At 59.7% G+C, this 18,044-nt stretch carries 17 protein-coding genes; 5 read left to right on the forward strand and 12 right to left on the reverse strand.

The window, feature by feature from the left end:
• Nucleotides 1-50: 50 nt before the first annotated feature.
• The 7 genes from ACR0D6_RS18310 to hslO form a co-directional block, all read right to left on the reverse strand.
• Nucleotides 51-860, reverse strand: coding sequence for an ion transporter (locus tag ACR0D6_RS18310; RefSeq protein WP_480766574.1), 810 nt, complete (start codon nucleotides 858-860; stop codon nucleotides 51-53).
• Nucleotides 857-2,089: a class I SAM-dependent RNA methyltransferase gene (locus ACR0D6_RS18315; protein WP_480766575.1), complete on the reverse strand. Its 1,233-nt coding sequence runs from the start codon at nucleotides 2,087-2,089 to the stop codon at nucleotides 857-859. The genes ACR0D6_RS18310 and ACR0D6_RS18315 overlap by 4 nt, the downstream gene beginning before the upstream one ends.
• 39 nt (nucleotides 2,090-2,128) lie before the next feature.
• Nucleotides 2,129-3,961 (reverse strand): ABC transporter ATP-binding protein, encoded by a 1,833-nt coding sequence (locus ACR0D6_RS18320; RefSeq protein ID WP_480766576.1) that lies wholly within the window; start codon nucleotides 3,959-3,961, stop codon nucleotides 2,129-2,131.
• The gene (locus ACR0D6_RS18325) at nucleotides 3,958-5,796 is read right to left on the reverse strand and encodes an ABC transporter ATP-binding protein (RefSeq protein ID WP_480766577.1); all 1,839 of its coding nucleotides are present in this window, start codon (nucleotides 5,794-5,796) and stop codon (nucleotides 3,958-3,960) included. The genes ACR0D6_RS18320 and ACR0D6_RS18325 overlap by 4 nt, the downstream gene beginning before the upstream one ends.
• A 192-nt stretch (nucleotides 5,797-5,988) precedes the next feature.
• Nucleotides 5,989-7,143, reverse strand: coding sequence for a CCA tRNA nucleotidyltransferase (locus ACR0D6_RS18330; RefSeq protein WP_480766578.1), 1,155 nt, complete (start codon nucleotides 7,141-7,143; stop codon nucleotides 5,989-5,991).
• Nucleotides 7,140-7,784 carry a CoA pyrophosphatase gene (locus ACR0D6_RS18335; protein WP_480766579.1) on the reverse strand — a complete coding sequence of 215 codons (645 nt, stop codon included), beginning with the start codon at nucleotides 7,782-7,784 and terminating at the stop codon, nucleotides 7,140-7,142. The genes ACR0D6_RS18330 and ACR0D6_RS18335 overlap by 4 nt, the downstream gene beginning before the upstream one ends.
• Nucleotides 7,729-8,715 (reverse strand): Hsp33 family molecular chaperone HslO, encoded by a 987-nt coding sequence (hslO, locus tag ACR0D6_RS18340; protein ID WP_480452608.1) that lies wholly within the window; start codon nucleotides 8,713-8,715, stop codon nucleotides 7,729-7,731. Before hslO ends, ACR0D6_RS18335 begins: the two co-directional genes overlap by 56 nt.
• Before the next feature lie 76 nt (nucleotides 8,716-8,791).
• Between hslO and ACR0D6_RS18345 the strand changes: the two genes are divergently transcribed.
• Nucleotides 8,792-9,235, forward strand: coding sequence for an NUDIX hydrolase (locus ACR0D6_RS18345; RefSeq protein WP_480766580.1), 444 nt, complete (start codon nucleotides 8,792-8,794; stop codon nucleotides 9,233-9,235).
• On the opposite strand, the gene ACR0D6_RS18350 is transcribed toward ACR0D6_RS18345, so the two are convergent.
• Entirely contained in the window at nucleotides 9,232-10,503 is a 1,272-nt protein-coding gene (locus tag ACR0D6_RS18350) for a PP2C family protein-serine/threonine phosphatase (protein ID WP_480766581.1), read from the reverse strand. The genes ACR0D6_RS18345 and ACR0D6_RS18350 overlap by 4 nt on opposite strands.
• A gap of 167 nt (nucleotides 10,504-10,670) precedes the next feature.
• On the opposite strand from ACR0D6_RS18350, the gene ACR0D6_RS18355 reads away from it, so the two are divergent.
• On the forward strand, nucleotides 10,671-10,997 hold the full coding sequence (locus ACR0D6_RS18355; RefSeq protein ID WP_480766582.1) for an Hpt domain-containing protein: 327 nt from the start codon (nucleotides 10,671-10,673) through the stop codon (nucleotides 10,995-10,997).
• A 3-nt stretch (nucleotides 10,998-11,000) separates the two neighbouring features.
• Here ACR0D6_RS18355 and ilvA read toward each other — a convergent pair whose 3' ends face one another.
• Together ilvA and ACR0D6_RS18365 are read right to left on the reverse strand one after the other, a co-directional pair.
• Complete coding sequence (ilvA, locus tag ACR0D6_RS18360) at nucleotides 11,001-12,227, reverse strand: threonine ammonia-lyase IlvA (protein ID WP_170655265.1); 1,227 nt, start codon at nucleotides 12,225-12,227, stop codon at nucleotides 11,001-11,003.
• Between the two features lie 58 nt (nucleotides 12,228-12,285).
• Complete coding sequence (locus tag ACR0D6_RS18365) at nucleotides 12,286-13,017, reverse strand: hypothetical protein (protein ID WP_480766583.1); 732 nt, start codon at nucleotides 13,015-13,017, stop codon at nucleotides 12,286-12,288.
• A 175-nt stretch (nucleotides 13,018-13,192) separates the two neighbouring features.
• Here ACR0D6_RS18365 and ACR0D6_RS18370 point away from each other — a divergent pair, with 175 nt between their 5' ends.
• The 3 genes from ACR0D6_RS18370 to ACR0D6_RS18380 all read left to right on the forward strand — a co-directional run bounded on the left by ACR0D6_RS18370 (nucleotide 13,193) and on the right by ACR0D6_RS18380 (nucleotide 15,230).
• Nucleotides 13,193-14,419 carry an argininosuccinate synthase gene (locus ACR0D6_RS18370; RefSeq protein WP_480766584.1) on the forward strand — a complete coding sequence of 409 codons (1,227 nt, stop codon included), beginning with the start codon at nucleotides 13,193-13,195 and terminating at the stop codon, nucleotides 14,417-14,419.
• Nucleotides 14,416-14,856 (forward strand): DUF1810 domain-containing protein, encoded by a 441-nt coding sequence (locus ACR0D6_RS18375; protein WP_170655274.1) that lies wholly within the window; start codon nucleotides 14,416-14,418, stop codon nucleotides 14,854-14,856. The genes ACR0D6_RS18370 and ACR0D6_RS18375 overlap by 4 nt, the downstream gene beginning before the upstream one ends.
• A gap of 92 nt (nucleotides 14,857-14,948) precedes the next feature.
• Nucleotides 14,949-15,230, forward strand: a complete 282-nt coding sequence (locus ACR0D6_RS18380) for an SCP2 sterol-binding domain-containing protein (RefSeq protein WP_170655277.1) — start codon at nucleotides 14,949-14,951, stop codon at nucleotides 15,228-15,230.
• 25 nt (nucleotides 15,231-15,255) lie between these two features.
• Here the strand turns inward: ACR0D6_RS18380 and ACR0D6_RS18385 are convergent, their stop codons facing one another.
• Together ACR0D6_RS18385 and ACR0D6_RS18390 are read right to left on the reverse strand one after the other, a co-directional pair.
• Nucleotides 15,256-16,761, reverse strand: coding sequence for a heme biosynthesis HemY N-terminal domain-containing protein (locus ACR0D6_RS18385; protein WP_480766585.1), 1,506 nt, complete (start codon nucleotides 16,759-16,761; stop codon nucleotides 15,256-15,258).
• 10 nt (nucleotides 16,762-16,771) lie between these two features.
• Nucleotides 16,772-18,016, reverse strand: coding sequence for a COG4223 family protein (locus ACR0D6_RS18390; RefSeq protein ID WP_480766586.1), 1,245 nt, complete (start codon nucleotides 18,014-18,016; stop codon nucleotides 16,772-16,774).
• Between the last annotated feature and the right edge of the window lie 28 nt (nucleotides 18,017-18,044).

The raw sequence follows: 18,044 nt of genomic DNA on the forward strand, positions 1-18,044 counted from the left end.
CCTGCTGCCTGTTTTGCCTGCCATTATGCCAAAAATTCAGAAATTCAAAATCACTTTTTGATGTTCTGCTGCTCTCTCAGCCGGTTTTCTATAGATTCCAGCCGCTCAAGCACCTCATCCCGGTAAGCGTCGGTTTTTACCTCATCCTCGGCATGATGGGCATCCTGCATCGAGTTCACGATCAGACCGACCAGCAGGTTTACCACCGCAAAGGTCGTGATCATGATGAAGGGCACAAAGAACAGCCACGCGTAGGGATAAACCTCCATCACCGGACGCACGATGCCCATGGACCAGCTTTCCAGCGTCATGATCTGAAACAAAGTATAGGCGGAGAGGCCCAGATCACCGAACCAGTCGGGAAACGATTGGGAAAACAGCTTGGTCGCTATCACGGCGCCGATATAAAAGATGATCGCCATCAGCAGGAACACACTGGCCATGCCGGGCAAGGCCTGAATAAAGCCTTCGACCACGCGCCGCAGACGCGGAGCCACCGAAATGACGCGCAATACCCGCAGAATTCTGAGCGCCCGCAGCACCGACAGGCCCGCACCACCGGGAACCAGTGCGATGCTGACGATGGTAAAGTCAAAAACGTTCCACCCGTTTTTGAAGAACCTGCCCCCCTGCGAGACCAGTTTCATCGCTATTTCAATGATGAAAATCGTCAGGCACAACCCATCAAGAAACACGATGACCGGCCCGAAATCCTCCATCAGGCCGGGGGCGGTTTCCATGCCTAGAAGGATCGCGTTGAATATGATGACGCCGGTGATGAAGCGCCCGAAAATAGGAGACTCGGTCAGGTTCCGCAGCCGCTGCCTGAACCCGCCGGGAATGCTCTGCTGATCGGTCATGCTGTTTTCTTCCCCAGTCTGAATGACGCTGCCAGTTCCACATGTGTCGACCATCGAAATTGGTCAACGACCTGCACCCAATCAAGGGTGTATCCGGCATCAACCAACCTTTTTGCATCGCGGGCAAAGGTGACGGGGTTGCACGAGACATAGGCGATCACGGGTGGTTTCGCCTGGGCAAGCTCGGCCACCTGCGCCTCGGCACCGGCGCGGGGCGGATCCAGAACAACGGCATCAAAGGGTTTCAGCTCATCCGGGGTCAGGGGGCGGCGGAACAGGTCGCGGGCCTCTGCGGTCACACGTCTGAGCCCCTGCGCCTTGCGCCAGCCCTGATCCAGAGCGCGGATCATCTCGGCCTCGCCTTCGACCGCGTGAATCTCGGCCGTTTGAGCCAGCGGCAGCGAGAATGTTCCGCTACCTGCAAACAGGTCGGCAATTGTCTTTGCCCCCTCAACAGCCTCAAGAACGGCCTGTAACAGAGTCTGTTCACCGTCTTTTGTCGCCTGCAGGAATGCTCCGGGCGGAGGGACCACCGCAGCCGGACCAAAGGTCTGAACGGGTGCGTTCCGCATGGCGACAACCTCTCCATCCCAGGCCAGACGCGCCAGATTGTACCGTTCGGTCGCCTGCGCCAGCGCCAGTTCCAGCGGACCATCGAGGGGCTTTCCCCCCTGAACCGAAACATCCAGCCCAGCCGTGGACAGGGTGAGCGTCACCGCCAGAACGCCCTTTCGGCTGCCGCCGAGAAGTGCCAGCGCCTCGGCGACGGGAATGGCGTCGATCAAAGCCGGATCAAGCAGGTGGCAATCCGGGATTTCGGTGATGGTGTCTGAGGCGCGCCCGTGAAATCCGGCCAGTGCCCCCTTTTTGGTGCGGCGCACGGCAATCGTGGCGCGGCGGCGCGAGCGCGCGGCAGATGTGTGGATCGGACGCAAATCAGCGTCCAGCCCCTGCCCGGTCAACGCAGTGCGCACCACATCGGATTTCCACTGCGCGACAAAGCTGTCGGAGGCATGTTGCAACTGGCAACCGCCGCAGGATTTATAATGTCTGCAAGGCGCCTTGACCCTCTGGTCCGACGGTTCGATGACGCGGATGTCGGTCAGGTGAGATCCGTCCAGCGTTCCTTGCACGGTTTCGCCGGGCAGGGTGCGTGGTGCGTAAACGGGACCATCGGCGATACCGTCACCCTGATGGCCGAGGCGGAGTATGGTGAATTCCTGCATCATGACGGGCCTGATAGCTGGGCTTGGCCCGCGACAAAACCCTTATTCGGCAGCTTCCGTCTGAATGAAGCCACCTGACTGGCGATGCCAGAACCGGGCATAAAGCCCGCCCTTGGCCAGCAGGGTGGCATGCGTACCGCTTTCCACGATGCGCCCCTGATCCAGAACGATGATACGGTCCATTTCGCTGAGCGTTGACAGGCGGTGGGCAATGGCAAGCACCGTCTTGCCCTCCATCACCCGATGCAGTGCCGTCTGGATCGCGGCCTCGACCTCGGAATCGAGGGCTGAGGTTGCTTCGTCCAGAACCAGAATAGGCGCATCCTTGAGGATGGCGCGCGCCAGAGCGATACGCTGCCGCTGACCGCCGCTTAGCTTGACGCCGCGTTCACCCAGATGCGCCTGATACCCGGTACGGCCCTGCCCGTCCTGAAGCCCGAGGATGAATTCATGTGCTTCGGCTTTCTGTGCTGCCGCGATCAGGTCCTCTTCGGAGGCGTCTGGGCGGCCATACAGGATGTTCTCGCGCGCCGAGCGGTTGAACATCGCCGTTTCCTGCGTGACCATGCCGATCGCGCGACGCAAACTGTCCTGAGTAACAGTTGAGACCTTCTGATCATCAATGCGAATGGCGCCATCTTCGCTGTCATAGAGTCGCAAAAGCAGTGAAACCAGCGTGGATTTCCCGGCGCCGGACGCCCCCACGATGCCCAGCTTTTCACCGGGCTTCACGCTAAGCGTCAGGTTCGCGACGCCACCAATGTCGCGCCCATAGGCAAAACTGACATCGTCAAAATCGATCTGGCCCTGGGGAACCGACAGCTCTGTTGCGGTGCTTCCGTCCTCGACCCGGTTGCGCACGGCAAGGGTCTTCATGCCGTTTTCAACCTCGCCGACATTGGCGTAAAGACCCATCAGCGTGAAACTGACCCAACCGGTCATCTGGGCAATACGGATCGACACGGCACCTGCGGCCACGATATCCCCCGGCGTCGCACTTCCTGCCTGCCACAACAGCAGCGTCGCCCCCAGCAACAGCACGGGCAGAACCCCGGCCAGTACCATCAGGATGAACCGGAAACTGGCGGACAGGCGACCGAAATCCAGCGATTTCTCGCGCAGTTCGACCATGGCTGTGCGCGCGGCCTGATCCTCGTGATCGGAATGGGCGAACAGTTTCACCGTTTTGATATTGGTGATCGTGTCGACGATCTGCCCCGTCACCATCGCCCGCGCGCCTGCCCGGGCACCGGACCGCTTGCGGATACGCGGCAGATACCAGCGGATCAGCGCAAAATAGACCACAAGCCAAAGCACAAAGGGCAGCGTCACCAGAGGATGAATAGACCCTAACAAGGCTAAAGACCCCGCCAGAGACGCCAATGCAAAGACAATGGCGCTGATGGTTTCCGAGACGACCGACGTCAGCGCATTGGAGGTCTGCATCTGCTTTTGCGCAATCCGACCGGCAAAGTCGTCATCGAAATAGGTCACCGACTGACCCAGCGTCCAGCGATTCAGACGGGCCAGAACCAGCGGAGAGATATTGGGCATGACGATATAGTTGTTCGACACCGAGGACAGGCCGAACAGTGCGGGCCGCAGGATCATGAAGAACAGAACCGCCCCGCCGATCATCCACATGTTCTGCGCGGTCAGGAAATTTTCAGGCCCGCTTGATGAGGCAAGGTCGATCACGCGCCCCAATATCCAGGCCGTGCCTGCCTCCATCACGCCTGCTGCTGCCGAAAAGAATGCCGCCACGAACAACATTGGCCAGGCACCCGACAGGCACCAGCGTATGAACGCCCCCAGCGTTTGCGGTGGGGGCGTTTCGGTGGTGCGAAACGGGTCGATAAGGTCGGCAATCCTCATTCCGCGGCCTCCGGGTTCAGGAAGCCACCAGATTGCCGTGCCCAGAACTGCGCGTAAAGCCCGCCCTGCGCCAGAAGTTCGCCATGTCCGCCTTCTTCCACGATCCGGCCCTGATCCATGACCAGAATGCGATCCATCTGGGCGATGGTGCTCAGCCGGTGAGCAATGGCGATCACCGTCTTGCCCTGCATCATGCCGTAAAGCGTTTCCTGAATTGACGCCTCGACCTCAGAATCAAGGGCCGATGTGGCCTCGTCCAACAGCAGGATCGGCGCATCTTTCAGGATCACACGCGCAAGCGTCACGCGCTGACGCTGGCCACCGCTCAGCTTGACGCCGCGCTCACCCACATGCGCGTCATATCCCGTCCGCCCCTGCGGGTCCTGAAGATCCAGGATGAACTCATGCGCCTCGGCCTGTTTGGCGGCCCTGATCATCTCATCCTCTGTGGCCTCGGGACGGCCATACAGGATATTGTCGCGCACGGAGCGATGCAGCAGCGCACTGTCCTGCTGAACCATGCCGATATGGCTGCGCAAACTGTCCTGCGACACGCGCGAGATGTCCTGACCATCGATCAGGATGGCACCGCGTTCGACGTCGTAAAAACGCAAAAGCAGCTTTACCAGAGTCGATTTACCGGCACCCGAGCGACCGATCAGGCCAATCTTTTCGCCCGGCTGAATGGTCAGGTTGATGTGATCCAGACCACCGGTTTCCCGACCATAGTGATGCGACAGATCGCGAATCTCGATCCGGCCATTGTCGAGTTGCAGCGGGGCCGCAGTCGGCGCGTCCAGCAGGTCGATGGGCTGGGCAATGGTCTCCATCCCTTCGGCAACAACGCCCAGCTGGCGGAAGAAACTGGTCAGCGCCCACATGATCCAGCCGGTCATGGCGTTCAGCCGCAGGGTCAGGGCCGTGGCCGCCGCGACGACGCCGACGGTAGCGCTGCCTTGCATCCACAGCATGATCGCCCAGCCAACCACACCTACGATCAACAGGCCGTTGAGCGTAACCAGCACGGCATCCATGATGGTGAATATCCGCATCTCAGCCTGAAATGTGCGGCGCGTTTCCTCGATGGCTTCGCGGGCATAATCCAGTTCTTGGTCATCATGCGCGAACATCTTGACCGAATGGATGTTGGTATAGCTGTCCACGACCCGACCCGTGACAGTCGAACGCGCATCCGACGCGGCCTGCGAGGCAGGCCCGACGCGCCGGATCGTCCAGCGCACCAGCAGCGCATAAAGCGCGAACCAGACCAGAAGCGGGACCAGCAGCCGGACATCTGCAGCCATCAGCAGAATGGCGGCCCCGATCAGGTAGGCCAGCGAAAAGGAAATCGCGTCAAAGACCTGAAACACGGCCTCGCCCGCAGCGGGCGGGGTCTGCATGATCCGGTTGGCAATGCGCCCGGCAAAGTCATTTTCGAACCAGCCAACAGATTGCCGCAACACGTGCTTGTGCGCGCGCCAACGGAAAATCGAGCCTATGTTCGGCAAGATCGCATTGTTCAGCAGCAGCACGTCCACGATATGCAGCATCGGACGCAGCAACAGCACAAAAATCGCCATCAGGATCAATTCCGTGCCATGCACCTGCCAGACCTCGGTCGGAGAGCCGGACAACAGATCAACCACCCGGCCCATGTAATAGATCAGGCCGATCTCGACCCCGGCCACGATCACCGACAGAAGGGCCGTCCAGAAGAACACACGAAAGAACGGGCGGGTATATTCCACCATAAAGGGCCACAACCGCGTCGGCGGTGTGTCGGTTTCCTGATAGTCGGCAAAGGGGTCAACGAGGTTTTCGAAATAGCGAAACATGGAAAGTGCTCCGATTGAGCAGATACATTGGACATGCGAAGAAAGATGGCACCGAAACACCACCCCAACGGGTCAGGCGTTCCGGGTTTAGAAGAACCAGATCCCGTAATACATTCGCATTCCTCCATCCATGTGACAGGCGCACCCTAGCCACAAATGATCCGCTTTGTCATCCCCTTTTGAGACTTCAGGCTATTCCGCCAGCAATTCCTGACGGTTCAGCCGAAAGTCTGACGCGATCCAGCGGGCCTCAAGCTCGGCCAGTTTCTTGCCCAGCGCCGGGCCGGTATATTCCGGAATTAGGTCATTGGCCTTTATCGGAAAGCTGGCCGCAGCGCCTTTTTCAAGGGCCTCGGTCAGGTCGTGCGACCACGGCTGTTCCAGAAATGCACATCTCAGAAGCGTTTCATGCAGCCCGCCATCGGAACCGTACCGATAGCCCAGTTCCGCGACCCCTGCCGGGCCGGAGGCTTCGTCCCTCATTCTGGTCAGGCGCTGTATCTGGGCCCGGCTGAGGCGCAGGGTAGATGCCTGTTCCGGGTCCGCGATCGCGGCCAGACGGCGAATCGGATCGGGTGCGGCGCCGGCATCGCTCTCAAGCGCCACAAGCGGTGCCAGAGACCGATCATCAGCGCCCGGCAAAAGTTGCGTCAGAACGCCGGTGCTGCGCATCGCGGCCACAGACGGGGCCGGGTCAGGGGCTGACAATAGCTTGAGCAGTTCAGCCCCTACCCGTTCGCGCGAGAGCTTTGACAGGCCATCCAGATTGGCCGCGATCGCGGCCAGCGCGTCGGGGTCAAAGCCCGCGTCGGCATCTCCGTACCACGCGTGAAACCGAAAATAGCGCAGCGAGCGCAGGTAATCCTCGCGAATGCGATCCCCGGCATTGCCGATGAAACGAACATGCCGGGCCTGCAAGTCGGGCAATCCGCCGAGCGGGTCCAGAATGGTTCCATCCGGACTGGCATACAGCGCGTTCATGGTGAAATCGCGCCGCGCCGCGTCTTCTTCGACCCGATCCGAAAAGGCGACCGTCGCGCGCCTGCCATCGGTTTCGATATCACGGCGAAAGGTCGTGACCTCGTGCGGGACGCCCTTGCTGACAAGCGTCACAGTGCCATGATCGATCCCAGTGGGAATGGCCTTGATCCCGGCCTTTTCGGAATAGGCGATGACCTGTTCGGGCCGGGCATCGGTTGCAATGTCGATATCGGCCACAGGCGCACCCAACAGCGCATTGCGGACGCAACCTCCGACAAACAGGGCCTGCGCGCCTGCATCGGTCAGGGCCGCGCAAACATCTTGCGTCGCCGTTTGCGAGACCCAGTCATCCGTGATCCGGTTCATTCATTCACCCTGGCCGCCAGCCCCCTCAGGATTCGTGCTGTCGCCCCCCAGATGTAATAAGGCCCAAAGGGTACGGCGAAATAATACCGCCTCTGGCCGCGCCATAAACGCGACTCGATGACATAGTTGCCAGGGTTCAGAACGTGATCGAGCGGGACGGAAAACACCTCGTCCACCTCGCCGGGTTCTGCAACGGGAGAGAACTGTTCGGTCAAAACCGCAAGCACCGGGGTGACGGTAAAGGACGTGACGGTCTCGTGCGCGGGCAAATGACCCAGCACCTGCGGCAACGTGGTTGGCAGGCCGATCTCTTCCTGGGCTTCGCGCAGGGCGGTTGCGGTTACGTCCGCATCATCTTCGTCCTGTTTCCCGCCGGGAAAGGCGATCTGGCCGGGGTGGTGTTTCAGTGCCGAGGACCGCTTGGTCAGGATGACCCGTGGTTCGTCACCGACCAGCGAGACCGGAACCAGAACGCCGGCCGGGCGCAGCCTGCGACCGGCGGGCAATACGGTGTCGGGGTTCAGGTCGAAATCGCTCGACCCGTTCCCCGGGCGGTTCAGGGCCGCCGTCAGTTCAGCGGCAGGATCACGCACTGTCCGGATTTTCGGCGTCGAAACCGACCGTACCGGGAGCAAGGACATAATGCGCGCTGCAGAACTGGCAATCCGCCGTCACGGTGCCCTCGGGCGTGGTCATCTTTTCAATATCTCTGGCCGAATAGATCGACAGGCTTTGGCGCACACGTTCCTCAGAGCATGTGCAGCCGAACTGAACCTGCTGCGCATCATAGACCCGAGGCTGTTCTTCGTGGAACAGACGGACAAGCAGGTCTGTCGGCTGGACTGTAGGGCCGATCAGTTCCAGATCATCGACCGTGTCCAGCAGGATGTTCACCCGGCCCCAGTTTTCACCCGCTTCTCCGTCGACCAGATCTTCGGCACTCAGAACCTCGCCACTGCCTTCACCCTTGGCCGCGAACGGGGATGCCTTGGGCATATGCTGCAACATGATCCCGCCAGCGCGCCAATGCTCGTCCACGCCGGGTTCGATGGATTTCCCGAAGCTTAGCGAAAACCGGGTGGGCAGCTGTTCAGACTGGGCGAAATACGATTCGGCGCAGGCGCTCAGCGACCCACCGGCCAGAGGGGTGATGCCCTGATAAGGCTGCGTGCCCTTTCCCTGATCGATCAGAATGGCGAAATACCCTTCGCCAACCTGATCGAAGGGTGCGCCGCTGGTCAGACGCTCGCGGTCAAAGCTGGCATAGGCGCGAATCTTTGCGGGCTGTCCTTCTTCCTGTGGGGCGTAGTAATCGGTGGCAATCATCCGCACCGGGCCCTTGGACTGCACCTGCAGGGAAAGCTTCCAGCGCAATGCGACGGTCTGGCCGATCAGCGCGGTCAGCAGGGCCATTTCGGCCACCAGCGCCTCGACCTGTTCGGGATAGTCGTGCTGTTTCAGAATGCCGTCCAGCACACCGTCCAGCCGGGCCACACGACCCCGCATATCCGATACGTCGAGTTGAAAGGGCAGGACCGTATCGTCCCACGCGATTTTCGTTCCAATAGACATGGGGTTTCCTTACACGCCACGGGTTGGCATACCGCCACCATATAGGTCCAACAGACTGGGTTGAAAGGGGCCATACATGATCAGACGGTTTGGTGAAACCCCACAAGCCGGGCGAAGGTATACCCGGCGCATCGGCGTTTATGCCCTGTTACCTGCGGGCGGTCGCCTGTTGCTGACCTGCCAGACCGAACCCGGCCCGGACCTGCAGCTGCCCGGAGGCGGGATCGACCCCGGAGAATCACCGGTATCCGCACTGCATCGTGAGGTATTTGAAGAGACCGGATGGCTGATCGCGGCACCCCGTCGGCTGGGGGCCTTCAGGCGGTTCACCTATATGCCGGAATACGACCTTTGGGCCGAAAAGGTCTGTGTCATCTACCGCGCCCGACCGGTGCGCCGCATGGGGCCGCCGACCGAAGCCTGTCACGAGGCGATCTGGATGGATGCCGTCGATGCGGTCACCCTTCTGGGCAATGCCGGGGACCGGCATTTTGCAGCGCGTCACATGCGGGGGCTTTAAGGCCCGTTATATTCGAAGAAAACGGCAGAGGTGTCGTCTTCCATCCCGCTTCCGGCAGGGATGTTCTGCGTCAGCCGCCAGAACATGTCGTCAAGAAATTCCGGCCCGTCGGCATCAGCCGCGCAATTGAGTGCCATGCCAAGCAGGCCGGATTCATCCAGGTGACTTCCATCCGCCAACCGACATTCGGTAAAACCATCGGAATAGAGCAACAATTTGTCGCCCGGCTGAAGGTAGGTGTCGATCTGCTGAAACGATACATCCGGCAGTAGACCGATAGGCATGCCGCCCTCGCCAAGAAATTCCGCACTGCCATCCGCGCGCAGCAATAGCGGATGCGGATGGCCTGCCTGCACCATCTTCAGATGACCATTGCGCAGATCGATGATGGCGTAGGCCATGGTAAAATATTCCTCGATCCCCGTATCGGCCATGAGCCGGGCGTTCAGGATTGCGGCAACCTTCTCGGGCGGCAGCAGAGAATAAAATTTGTCGAACCGTTTCTCCATCGCGACGTTCTGGTCGAAATGCGCGCTGGATAGATACCCCCCCAGACGCGCGGTCATCATTGCCGAGGTGATGCCATGCCCTGAAACATCGATGCTGTAGAACCCCAGCCGGTTGACGCCGGGCGAGAACATGCCCACCAGATCGCCGCCGATATGGCCGCAGGGTTTCAGCAGCAGGCTGACACGGGATTTGCCGAATTGCCGCGTCAGTTCGGGAACAAGCGAATCCTGAATTTTCCGGGCCTGTACCAGATCCTTGTCGATGGCCTCATGCGCCAGCTTCAACTCATCCAGCGCCTTTTCGATAAGTCGGTTCTTGTCCGACAATTCCCGCTGCATCCCCAGAATGCGAGCCCCGGCAGAGATGCGAGCGCGCAACTCATCCGCCCCAAGCGGCTTGATCAGGAAATCGTCGGCCCCGGCGTCCAGCCCCTGCGCCACTTCCTGTTTTTCACTTTTCGAGGTCAGCAGGATGAAATACGCATACTGGTCGTTTTCCAGACGTCTGAACGCCTTGCAGAATTCCAGCCCACTCATCCCCGGCATGACCCAGTCGCTGAGCACCAGATCGGGGGGATCGGCGCAACAGATGTCAATCGCAGTCTGCCCGTTGTCGGCCTCGACAACGTCGAACCCCCATTTCCTGAGCGAAGCAACAAGGATACGGCGCTGCAGGCGGCTGTCGTCGACAACCATCACCTTTTTGATGGCACCAAAATCCTGCTCACAACCTACATCCGCTTCTACACCTTGTAACACATTGAATTTCCTGTTGTCCGCGACAGACCTGTTAGTCGCAAGCTAGGGGCCACGCCTTAACATCCGGTGAAACCGGTTTTTGCGATTTTCACTCAGCCTCTTAACCGCGGCTTTACTTGCAAACGAATATCAACAGACCACCGGCGTATCAGCAGGGAGGTTTGGACATGATCGACTGGCCCAGGGTCAGGCAGTTGCACCACGAGGTCGGAGCGAGCGAATTTGACGAAGTCGTCGCGCTTTTTCTGGACGAGGTCACAGAGATGATTGGCCGGCTGCAGGCGGATAAGGGGCGTGCGCAGATCGAACAGAACCTGCATTTCCTGAAAGGCAGCGGGATGAGCCTTGGGTTCGCGACGTTTTCCCGACTGTGCCAGGATGGCGAACGTGATGCGTCTGCCGGCAACAGGATGGATATCGACCTGGACGCCATTATTACCTGTTTCGAACAGTCAAAAACTGTCTTTCAGAATGAACTGGCCAGACAGATATGAAACTCAGATCACGAACTGAACCAGAGTTTCGTCGTCGGTGATGTCAGTATAGGTGAACCCCGCGTCGTCCAGATGCGCGAACAGGCGCACGAAATTCTCGGGCCTGCTGGTTTCGATCCCGATCAGGACCGAGCCGAAGTTTCGCGCCGATTTCTTCAGGTATTCAAAGCGGGCGATGTCATCGTCCGGGCCAAGAATGCCCAGAAACTCTTTCAGCGCACCGGGCCGCTGCGGCAGGCGCAGGATGAAGTATTTCTTAACCCCGGAGTAGCGCTGGGCGCGTTCCTTGACCTCCGGCAGGCGTTCAAAGTCGAAATTGCCGCCCGAGGTGACACAAACCACGGTCTTGCCGCGAATAAAGCTTTGCACATCCGCAACGGCTTCGACCGCCAGCGCGCCTGCGGGTTCCAGAACGATGCCTTCGACATTCAGCATTTCGATCATCGTGGTACAGATCCGATCCTCAGGCATGACCAGAACGTCCGAGAGGTGGCGTTTCTTGAGCAATTCAAACGGCTTGTCGCCAATCCGCCCCACGGCGGCGCCATCGACAAAAGTATCCACGCGGTCCAGTGCCACCGGATGACCGGCCGCCAGCGCCGCGCGCAGGCAGGCACCGCCCGCCGGTTCGACAAACAGGCAATGGGTGCGATCCCCGAACCACGTTGCTACGCCCGAGGACATGCCCCCTCCGCCCACCGGCAGCACCACGTGATCCGGCACGCCGCCCAATTGCGCTTCGATCTCGACCGCCAGCGACGCCTGACCTTCGATCACATCCGCATCGTCAAATGGTGACAGGAAATGCCCGCCCTGACGCGTACACCACTGCTGCGCTGCTGCCAGCGTGTCATCGAAATAGTCCCCGATCAGGTGAATCTCGACATTGTCACCGCCGAACATGCGCGTTTTCTGGATTTTCTGCTGCGGCGTGGTCACCGGCATGAAGATCACGCCTTTCACGTCCAGATGCCTGCACATGAAGGCCACACCCTGGGCGTGATTTCCGGCGCTGGCACAAACGAACAGGTCCTGTCCCTGTTGCTTGCGCATGGCGTTGAACGCACCGCGGATTTTATACGACCGCACCGGGCTGAGGTCCTCGCGCTTGAGCCAGATATCGGCGCCAAAACGGTCGGACAGATGGGCATTCCGCTGCAACGGGGTTGCCGGGAAAACGGTGCGCATCGCCTGTTCGGCGGCGCGGGCGCGGGTCATGAAATCGCTCATGTCCGTGTCAGTGCCGCATCACCGCCGAAAGGGCAAGGAATACATATGTGTACGCGCGTCAGGAGAGTTCGCGTTTTTCGACGAAGACGCCATACATTGTGGTCAGGATACTGACGTTGATCAGTGGCAGAACAAGCATCGCGACAAAGACAAGGATCAGCGGGCCGATCACCGGGATGAAGATCAGCAATCCACCCAGAAACTGAATAAGAAGCTGAAACAGAGTGGCCACGACAAGCAGGACAACTATCGCACCACTTGCACCTGTTGTTGCCGCCCATGCCTCGGAGAAAGTTAGCGAATTTCCGATGGCCGCAGCGGGTAGAATAGGCGACAGCCGATAAAACGCGATCAGAATCATCAGCAAGAAAACCAACATTACCCCGACGCTGATCGCAGGCGACGCCTGCGCCGCCACTCCGGAAATGAAGGACGCGGGCAGGAGGGCAATGAGCCCAAGCAAGCCCAACAAAACAGCACGTCCGAAATAGGCCAGGATTCTGTCAAATCGGAACGGGGGCAGAAATCCGCGCGGATATTCCTCGAGCAGGACAAACCGGTGCCAGGACACCACGATCCAGAACACCGTGCCAACGAAAACGGCCAGCATGCAAAGAATGAACGCCATAATCGAGCCGGAACTTGTCCCCGGCGGCAATCCTGGTTCGGAGCTGTCCAGCGCCTCAAGCGGGATATCGAATACATAGAGCAGGGCGGTGATCAGAACCCCTCCGACCAGTGCCGGAACAACCGAAATCTGCAATGCCTGTTTTAGGTTACGCAGAACCATCTTTACCGAATGTACAAATATCTCGAGTCCCAACATCAAACCCGCCCTCTCAACCATTCTTTGTATTACTTGCAACCGTTTCACCCCAATTCCCGGGCGGCGTCAATCCGCACCGCTTGCCCCCACGTCCAAAACCCGCTAGGGGCCAATCGTCGTTTGAATTAGGGGAAGTCAGATGTCCGCGCCCAAGAAAGTTGTTCTGGCCTATTCCGGTGGCCTTGATACCTCGATCATCCTGAAATGGCTGCAGACCGAGTATGGTTGTGAGGTCGTGACCTTTACCGCCGATCTGGGTCAGGGTGAGGAACTGGAACCCGCCCGCAAAAAGGCCGAGCTGCTGGGGATCAAGCCCGAAAACATCTATATCGAAGACATCCGCGAGGAATTTGTCCGCGACTTCGTCTTCCCGATGTTCCGCGCCAATGCGCAGTATGAGGGGCTGTATCTGCTGGGTACCTCGATCGCGCGGCCGCTGATCTCGAAACGTCTGGTTGAGATCGCCGAAGCAACAGGTGCCGATGCCGTCGCACATGGCGCGACAGGCAAGGGCAACGATCAGGTCCGTTTCGAACTGGCGGCCTACGCGCTGAACCCCGACATCAAGGTGATTGCACCCTGGCGCGAATGGGACCTGACCAGCCGCACCAAGCTGCTGGAGTTCGCCGAAGCCAACCAGATCCCGATTGCCAAGGACAAACGTGGCGAGGCGCCTTTCTCGGTCGATGCGAACCTGCTGCACACCTCGTCCGAGGGCAAGGTTCTGGAAGACCCCGCCGATATGGCGCCCGACTATGTCTATCAGCGCACTGTCCACCCCGAAGACGCGCCGAACGAGCCGGAATTCATCGAGATCGGCTTTGAAAAAGGCGACGCGGTCAGCATCAATGGCGAGGCGATGAGCCCGGCCACCATCCTGACCAAGCTGAACGAATATGGCGGCAAGCACGGCATTGGCCGTCTCGATCTGGTCGAGGGCCGGTTTGTTGGAATGAAGTCGCGCGGCATCTATGAAACACCGGGTGGCACCATACTGCTGGAAGCGCATCGCGGGATCGAATCCATCACCATGGATCGCGGCGCGATGCACCTAAAAGACCAGCTGATGCCGCAATATGCGGAACTGATCTATAACGGTTTCTGGTACAGCCCCGAGCGTGAGATGCTGCAGGCCGCCATCGACAAGAGCCAGGAACACGTCACCGGCACCGTCCGCGTGAAACTGTACAAAGGTCTGGCCTCGACCGTGGGCCGCTGGTCGGATCATTCGCTGTATTCCGAGGCACATGTGACCTTTGAGGAAGATGCCGGCGCCTATGATCAGACGGATGCGGCGGGCTTTATCCAGCTGAACGCGCTGCGTCTGAAACTGCTGGCGGCACGCGACAAGCGTATCGGCAAATGATGGATGATGACGGCATAGGCGACGAACTGGAAATGTTCGTCGAGGCGCAGGACACCGTGTGGAACGATGTCCTGCGTGAACTGGCCGATGGCAAGAAAACCAGCCACTGGATGTGGTTCGTATTCCCTCAGCTTGCTGATCTCGGTCGGTCCCACATGGCGCAGCTTTACGGGATCGAGGATCTGGAAGAGGCAACCGCCTATCTGGAACATCCCGAACTACGCAGCCGCCTGATTGAAGTCAGCCGGTTGATGCTGTCCCATACCGGTGCCAAGCCCGAAGATATTCTGGGCGGTATAGACGCCAAAAAGCTGCGGTCCTGCATGACGCTGTTCACCAATGTTGCGGATGCGCCGGGTGAGTTTCAGGGCGTTCTGGATGCGTTTTACGGCGGGACTCCCTGCCCATTGACCCTGCAGGCCCTTGGACGCGCCTGAAACCCCGTAATTCTGACCCGTTATCGTTGGGTCAGCCTTGCCATTCGCTGTGCTCATTCTTTACCCGAAGGTAAAGAGCGGAGGGCAGGACTATGCTTCAGGATATCGCCGACGGCATTCAGAAAGGTCTGGATGGCAAGGTTTTCGACGGGTCATTGAAATTCGATTGCGGTGATGACGGTGTCATCGTTCTGGCCGACAACGCGGCCTCGACAGAAGACCGCGAAACCGATTGCACCATCCGCATCTCACGCGACAACCTGACCAAATTGCTGACCGGCAAGCTGAACCCCATGACCGGCGTGATGATGGGCAAGCTCAAGATATCGGGCGACATGGGGGTCGCAATGAAACTGGGACAGCTTCTCGGTTAAGCCGCAGCAGTCAGGCTGAATTCAGTCAGGGTTTGGCCTCGGCCTCGACGGGTTCTGCTTCAATCTCAACGGTTTCGGCGTCCGGAGTGTCCGGAGTATCCGGGTCTGCCGAGTCCGCTTCCGGAGCTTCATCGACATCGGCGGCCTTGTCCTCCAGCGCGCCCACGATCAGCGGAAGCATGTGAACGCCTGTGGCGGTTGCGATTTCCGGCGTTTGCGGCGTCTGCCAGCTGAGGGTGTCAAAGCTGTTGCAGTTCTGACAAACCGGTGCCCATTCGGCGTGAATGTCGTGGCAATTGTCGCACACCCATTGCGGACCACGCGGCGCAGTCAGAGCCTTGGCAAGCCATCCCTGCACAACTGCGTCCGTCGCGCCTTCACCTCGTTCGATTGCGGCCATCAGGGTATAGGCCCGGGCATCTGCCTGTTTTTCGACGACATCGCCCAGCGCCCGGCGGGCTTCGGGGAAATCTTCGGCGACGATGTTCAGCTCGGCCAGAATTAAACGGGTTTCCGGGTTTTCCGGGTGAATCCGCGTCAGGGCGGTGAACCGTTTGACGCGCGCATCAGGTGATTCCTCGGGCTCGATCTCGGCAAAGACATGGGCCAGATCGGGATGCGGCTGTGCCTCCCACGCTTTTTTGATGATCTTGGTCGCGTAACGCGCCTTGCCCTTGGCGATATAAGCACGGGCGGCCATTGCGGCGGCTGGCACCAGATCGGGGGAAAGCCGGTTCGCCTCGATCGCGCGTTCCTGCTGATCAATGCTGGCATCTTCGTCCAGAATGCCCTTGGCCTCGGACAAGGCCAGAACCGCATCGCGGCGTTTGTAGACATCGCGCGGCAGGGCGCCTGACTTCAGCTTGGCCGTCAGGGTCGAGCGCGCACCAGCCCAATCCTGGGCCTTGGTCTGCAGGTTCAGCAGAACATCCTGCGTTTCTTCATGACGGGGTTTCATCTCCAGCGCCTTTTCGGCCAGTTTCCGGGCGGTTTCGTCATCCCCTTCGGCCAGCTTCTGCTTCATGATGCCGCGAACGCCGACGAACCGGGTCGCATTGTTGGAAACCAATTGCTTGTAGGTATCCGAGGCTTTCTTGGTATCCCCGGTCATTTCCGCGGCCTGCGCCACCAGCAGGTTGGTCAGTTCGGGCTTGTTCAGCAGCTTTTCGGCCTTGGCCGCCTTGGTCATGGCCACACGTCCCTCACCCGAGGCCAGCGCCATCAAACCATCCGCCAGCGCCTGATAGCCGCGCTGTTCACGGCTGCGGTCAAAGTAACGCGACAGCGCGGTTTCATCGCCATTGAGGAACTTCAGCGTGGCGATCAGCAGGCTGAGCAGCTTGAAGAACAGCCAGACCCCGACCACAAGCACACCCAGCGCGATGACGGATTGCAGCGGCCCAAGCGTGTATTCGGTCCCCGCCACGGTGACCTGCACGCCACCGCTTGTTTCCATGAGAAAACCAGCACCCAGTGCCAGCAGACCGATAATCGCCACAAAAACCAATATCTTTAACAATGACCACAGCATGGCAGGTCCTTCAGTTCGAGTTCGCGCTTTGCGCAAGCGCATCGGCGGCTTGCACAGCCGACAAACGGGTCGTCGCGGTTTGTTCCCAATCCGCCATGGCAGCCTGAGCGGCATCCGGAAGCGCCTTCAGCTCGGTCAGCGCGTCAGAAAGGTCTCCACTGACCAGCGCCGCTTCGGCACGGGACAGGATCGCGTCGGGGTCATCGCCCTCTTGCGGTGAGACCGAGCGCGCGCCGGTCTGTCGCTGCAGGAAGGCAACGATGCCGGTTCCGGCCTGCGTATCCCGCGCATCGGCCAGTGCCGTGCGGGCAGCAGGCGCAAACGAGGCGCGCAGCGCCGAGAGGGTCGCGACACCTTTGTCAGCCGGGTCGGAAAGCGCGTCAGGGATATCCACGCCACCGGCCTTGAGTTCGGCCAGCAGGTCGGAATACGGAACACCCGCATCCAGCTGACCGTGCAGGCGCGAAATGATGGCGGCATTTGTCGCAGCCCGAGCCTCGGCCGATGCCTTGGCCTCAAGCGCCTGCGCGTCGGACACCATCTTTTCAACCTCTGCCCGCTGGGTGGCCAGCGAGTCCTGCAATTTCTTCAACTCCGCCTCATAGGCGGCAACGGCCTCGGGCGAGGCATCTTCGGTGATCGGGCGTTTTTCCAGTTCCGTCAGCCGGTTGGCCAGTGGATCGACCTTGCTGCTCAGCGTATCAACACTGGATTTCACCGCCCTCAGATCACTTTCGATCGGGTCCAGCTGGCTGGTCAGGGCGGTTACCTTGTCGGAAAGGCCGGACAGGTCCGGCGCATCGGTCACCGCTTTCGAGAGTTTTGCGATCTGATCGGTCTGGTCGGCCAGCTTTGCCTCAAGCGCGGCTATCGCATCGGATGGTCCGGAATCGGCGGGAAAGATCATGTCGCTACGGCCGGCAGCAAACCCGATGCCCGCCGCGATGATGCCGCCAATCAGCGCCGGAACAAAGCCGCCGCGTTTTTCCACTGTTCGCTCGACGATCTTTTCTTCGACCGCAGGAGGGGCTTCGGCTTCGGCTTCGGCTTCGGCTTCGGCTTCGGCTTCGGCTTCGGCTTCGGCTTCGGCTTCGGCTTCGGCTTCGGCTTCGGAAATCAGCTCATCTTTTGACTTACCGGCGTCAAGAGATTCGTCATCCGCGGCAGCACCGGTTTCGCCGGTCTGATCCTCTGACACACCTTCCGATTTGGGATCGGTGCCCGGTTCCTGATCCGCGTCTTTCTTATCAGCCACCGTCACACCCCCTTATTGATTCTGTAAA

The organism is Ruegeria sp. BJ6 (genome assembly GCF_056537885.1).

Excerpts from the sequence above, each read along its gene's own strand:
- ACR0D6_RS18310 (WP_480766574.1), bottom strand. The coding sequence starts at position 860 with ATGACCGATCAGCAGAGCATTCCCGGCGGGTTCAGGCAGCGGCTGCGG.
- ACR0D6_RS18315 (WP_480766575.1), bottom strand. The coding sequence starts at position 2,089 with ATGATGCAGGAATTCACCATACTCCGCCTCGGCCATCAGGGTGACGGT.
- ACR0D6_RS18320 (WP_480766576.1), bottom strand. The coding sequence starts at position 3,961 with ATGAGGATTGCCGACCTTATCGACCCGTTTCGCACCACCGAAACGCCC.
- ACR0D6_RS18325 (WP_480766577.1), bottom strand. The coding sequence starts at position 5,796 with ATGTTTCGCTATTTCGAAAACCTCGTTGACCCCTTTGCCGACTATCAG.
- ACR0D6_RS18330 (WP_480766578.1), bottom strand. The coding sequence starts at position 7,143 with ATGAACCGGATCACGGATGACTGGGTCTCGCAAACGGCGACGCAAGAT.
- ACR0D6_RS18335 (WP_480766579.1), bottom strand. The coding sequence starts at position 7,784 with ATGTCCTTGCTCCCGGTACGGTCGGTTTCGACGCCGAAAATCCGGACA.
- hslO (WP_480452608.1), bottom strand. The coding sequence starts at position 8,715 with ATGTCTATTGGAACGAAAATCGCGTGGGACGATACGGTCCTGCCCTTT.
- ACR0D6_RS18345 (WP_480766580.1), top strand. The coding sequence starts at position 8,792 with ATGATCAGACGGTTTGGTGAAACCCCACAAGCCGGGCGAAGGTATACC.
- ACR0D6_RS18355 (WP_480766582.1), top strand. The coding sequence starts at position 10,671 with ATGATCGACTGGCCCAGGGTCAGGCAGTTGCACCACGAGGTCGGAGCG.
- ilvA (WP_170655265.1), bottom strand. The coding sequence starts at position 12,227 with ATGAGCGATTTCATGACCCGCGCCCGCGCCGCCGAACAGGCGATGCGC.
- ACR0D6_RS18365 (WP_480766583.1), bottom strand. The coding sequence starts at position 13,017 with ATGGTTCTGCGTAACCTAAAACAGGCATTGCAGATTTCGGTTGTTCCG.
- ACR0D6_RS18370 (WP_480766584.1), top strand. The coding sequence starts at position 13,193 with ATGTCCGCGCCCAAGAAAGTTGTTCTGGCCTATTCCGGTGGCCTTGAT.
- ACR0D6_RS18375 (WP_170655274.1), top strand. The coding sequence starts at position 14,416 with ATGATGGATGATGACGGCATAGGCGACGAACTGGAAATGTTCGTCGAG.
- ACR0D6_RS18380 (WP_170655277.1), top strand. The coding sequence starts at position 14,949 with ATGCTTCAGGATATCGCCGACGGCATTCAGAAAGGTCTGGATGGCAAG.
- ACR0D6_RS18385 (WP_480766585.1), bottom strand. The coding sequence starts at position 16,761 with ATGCTGTGGTCATTGTTAAAGATATTGGTTTTTGTGGCGATTATCGGT.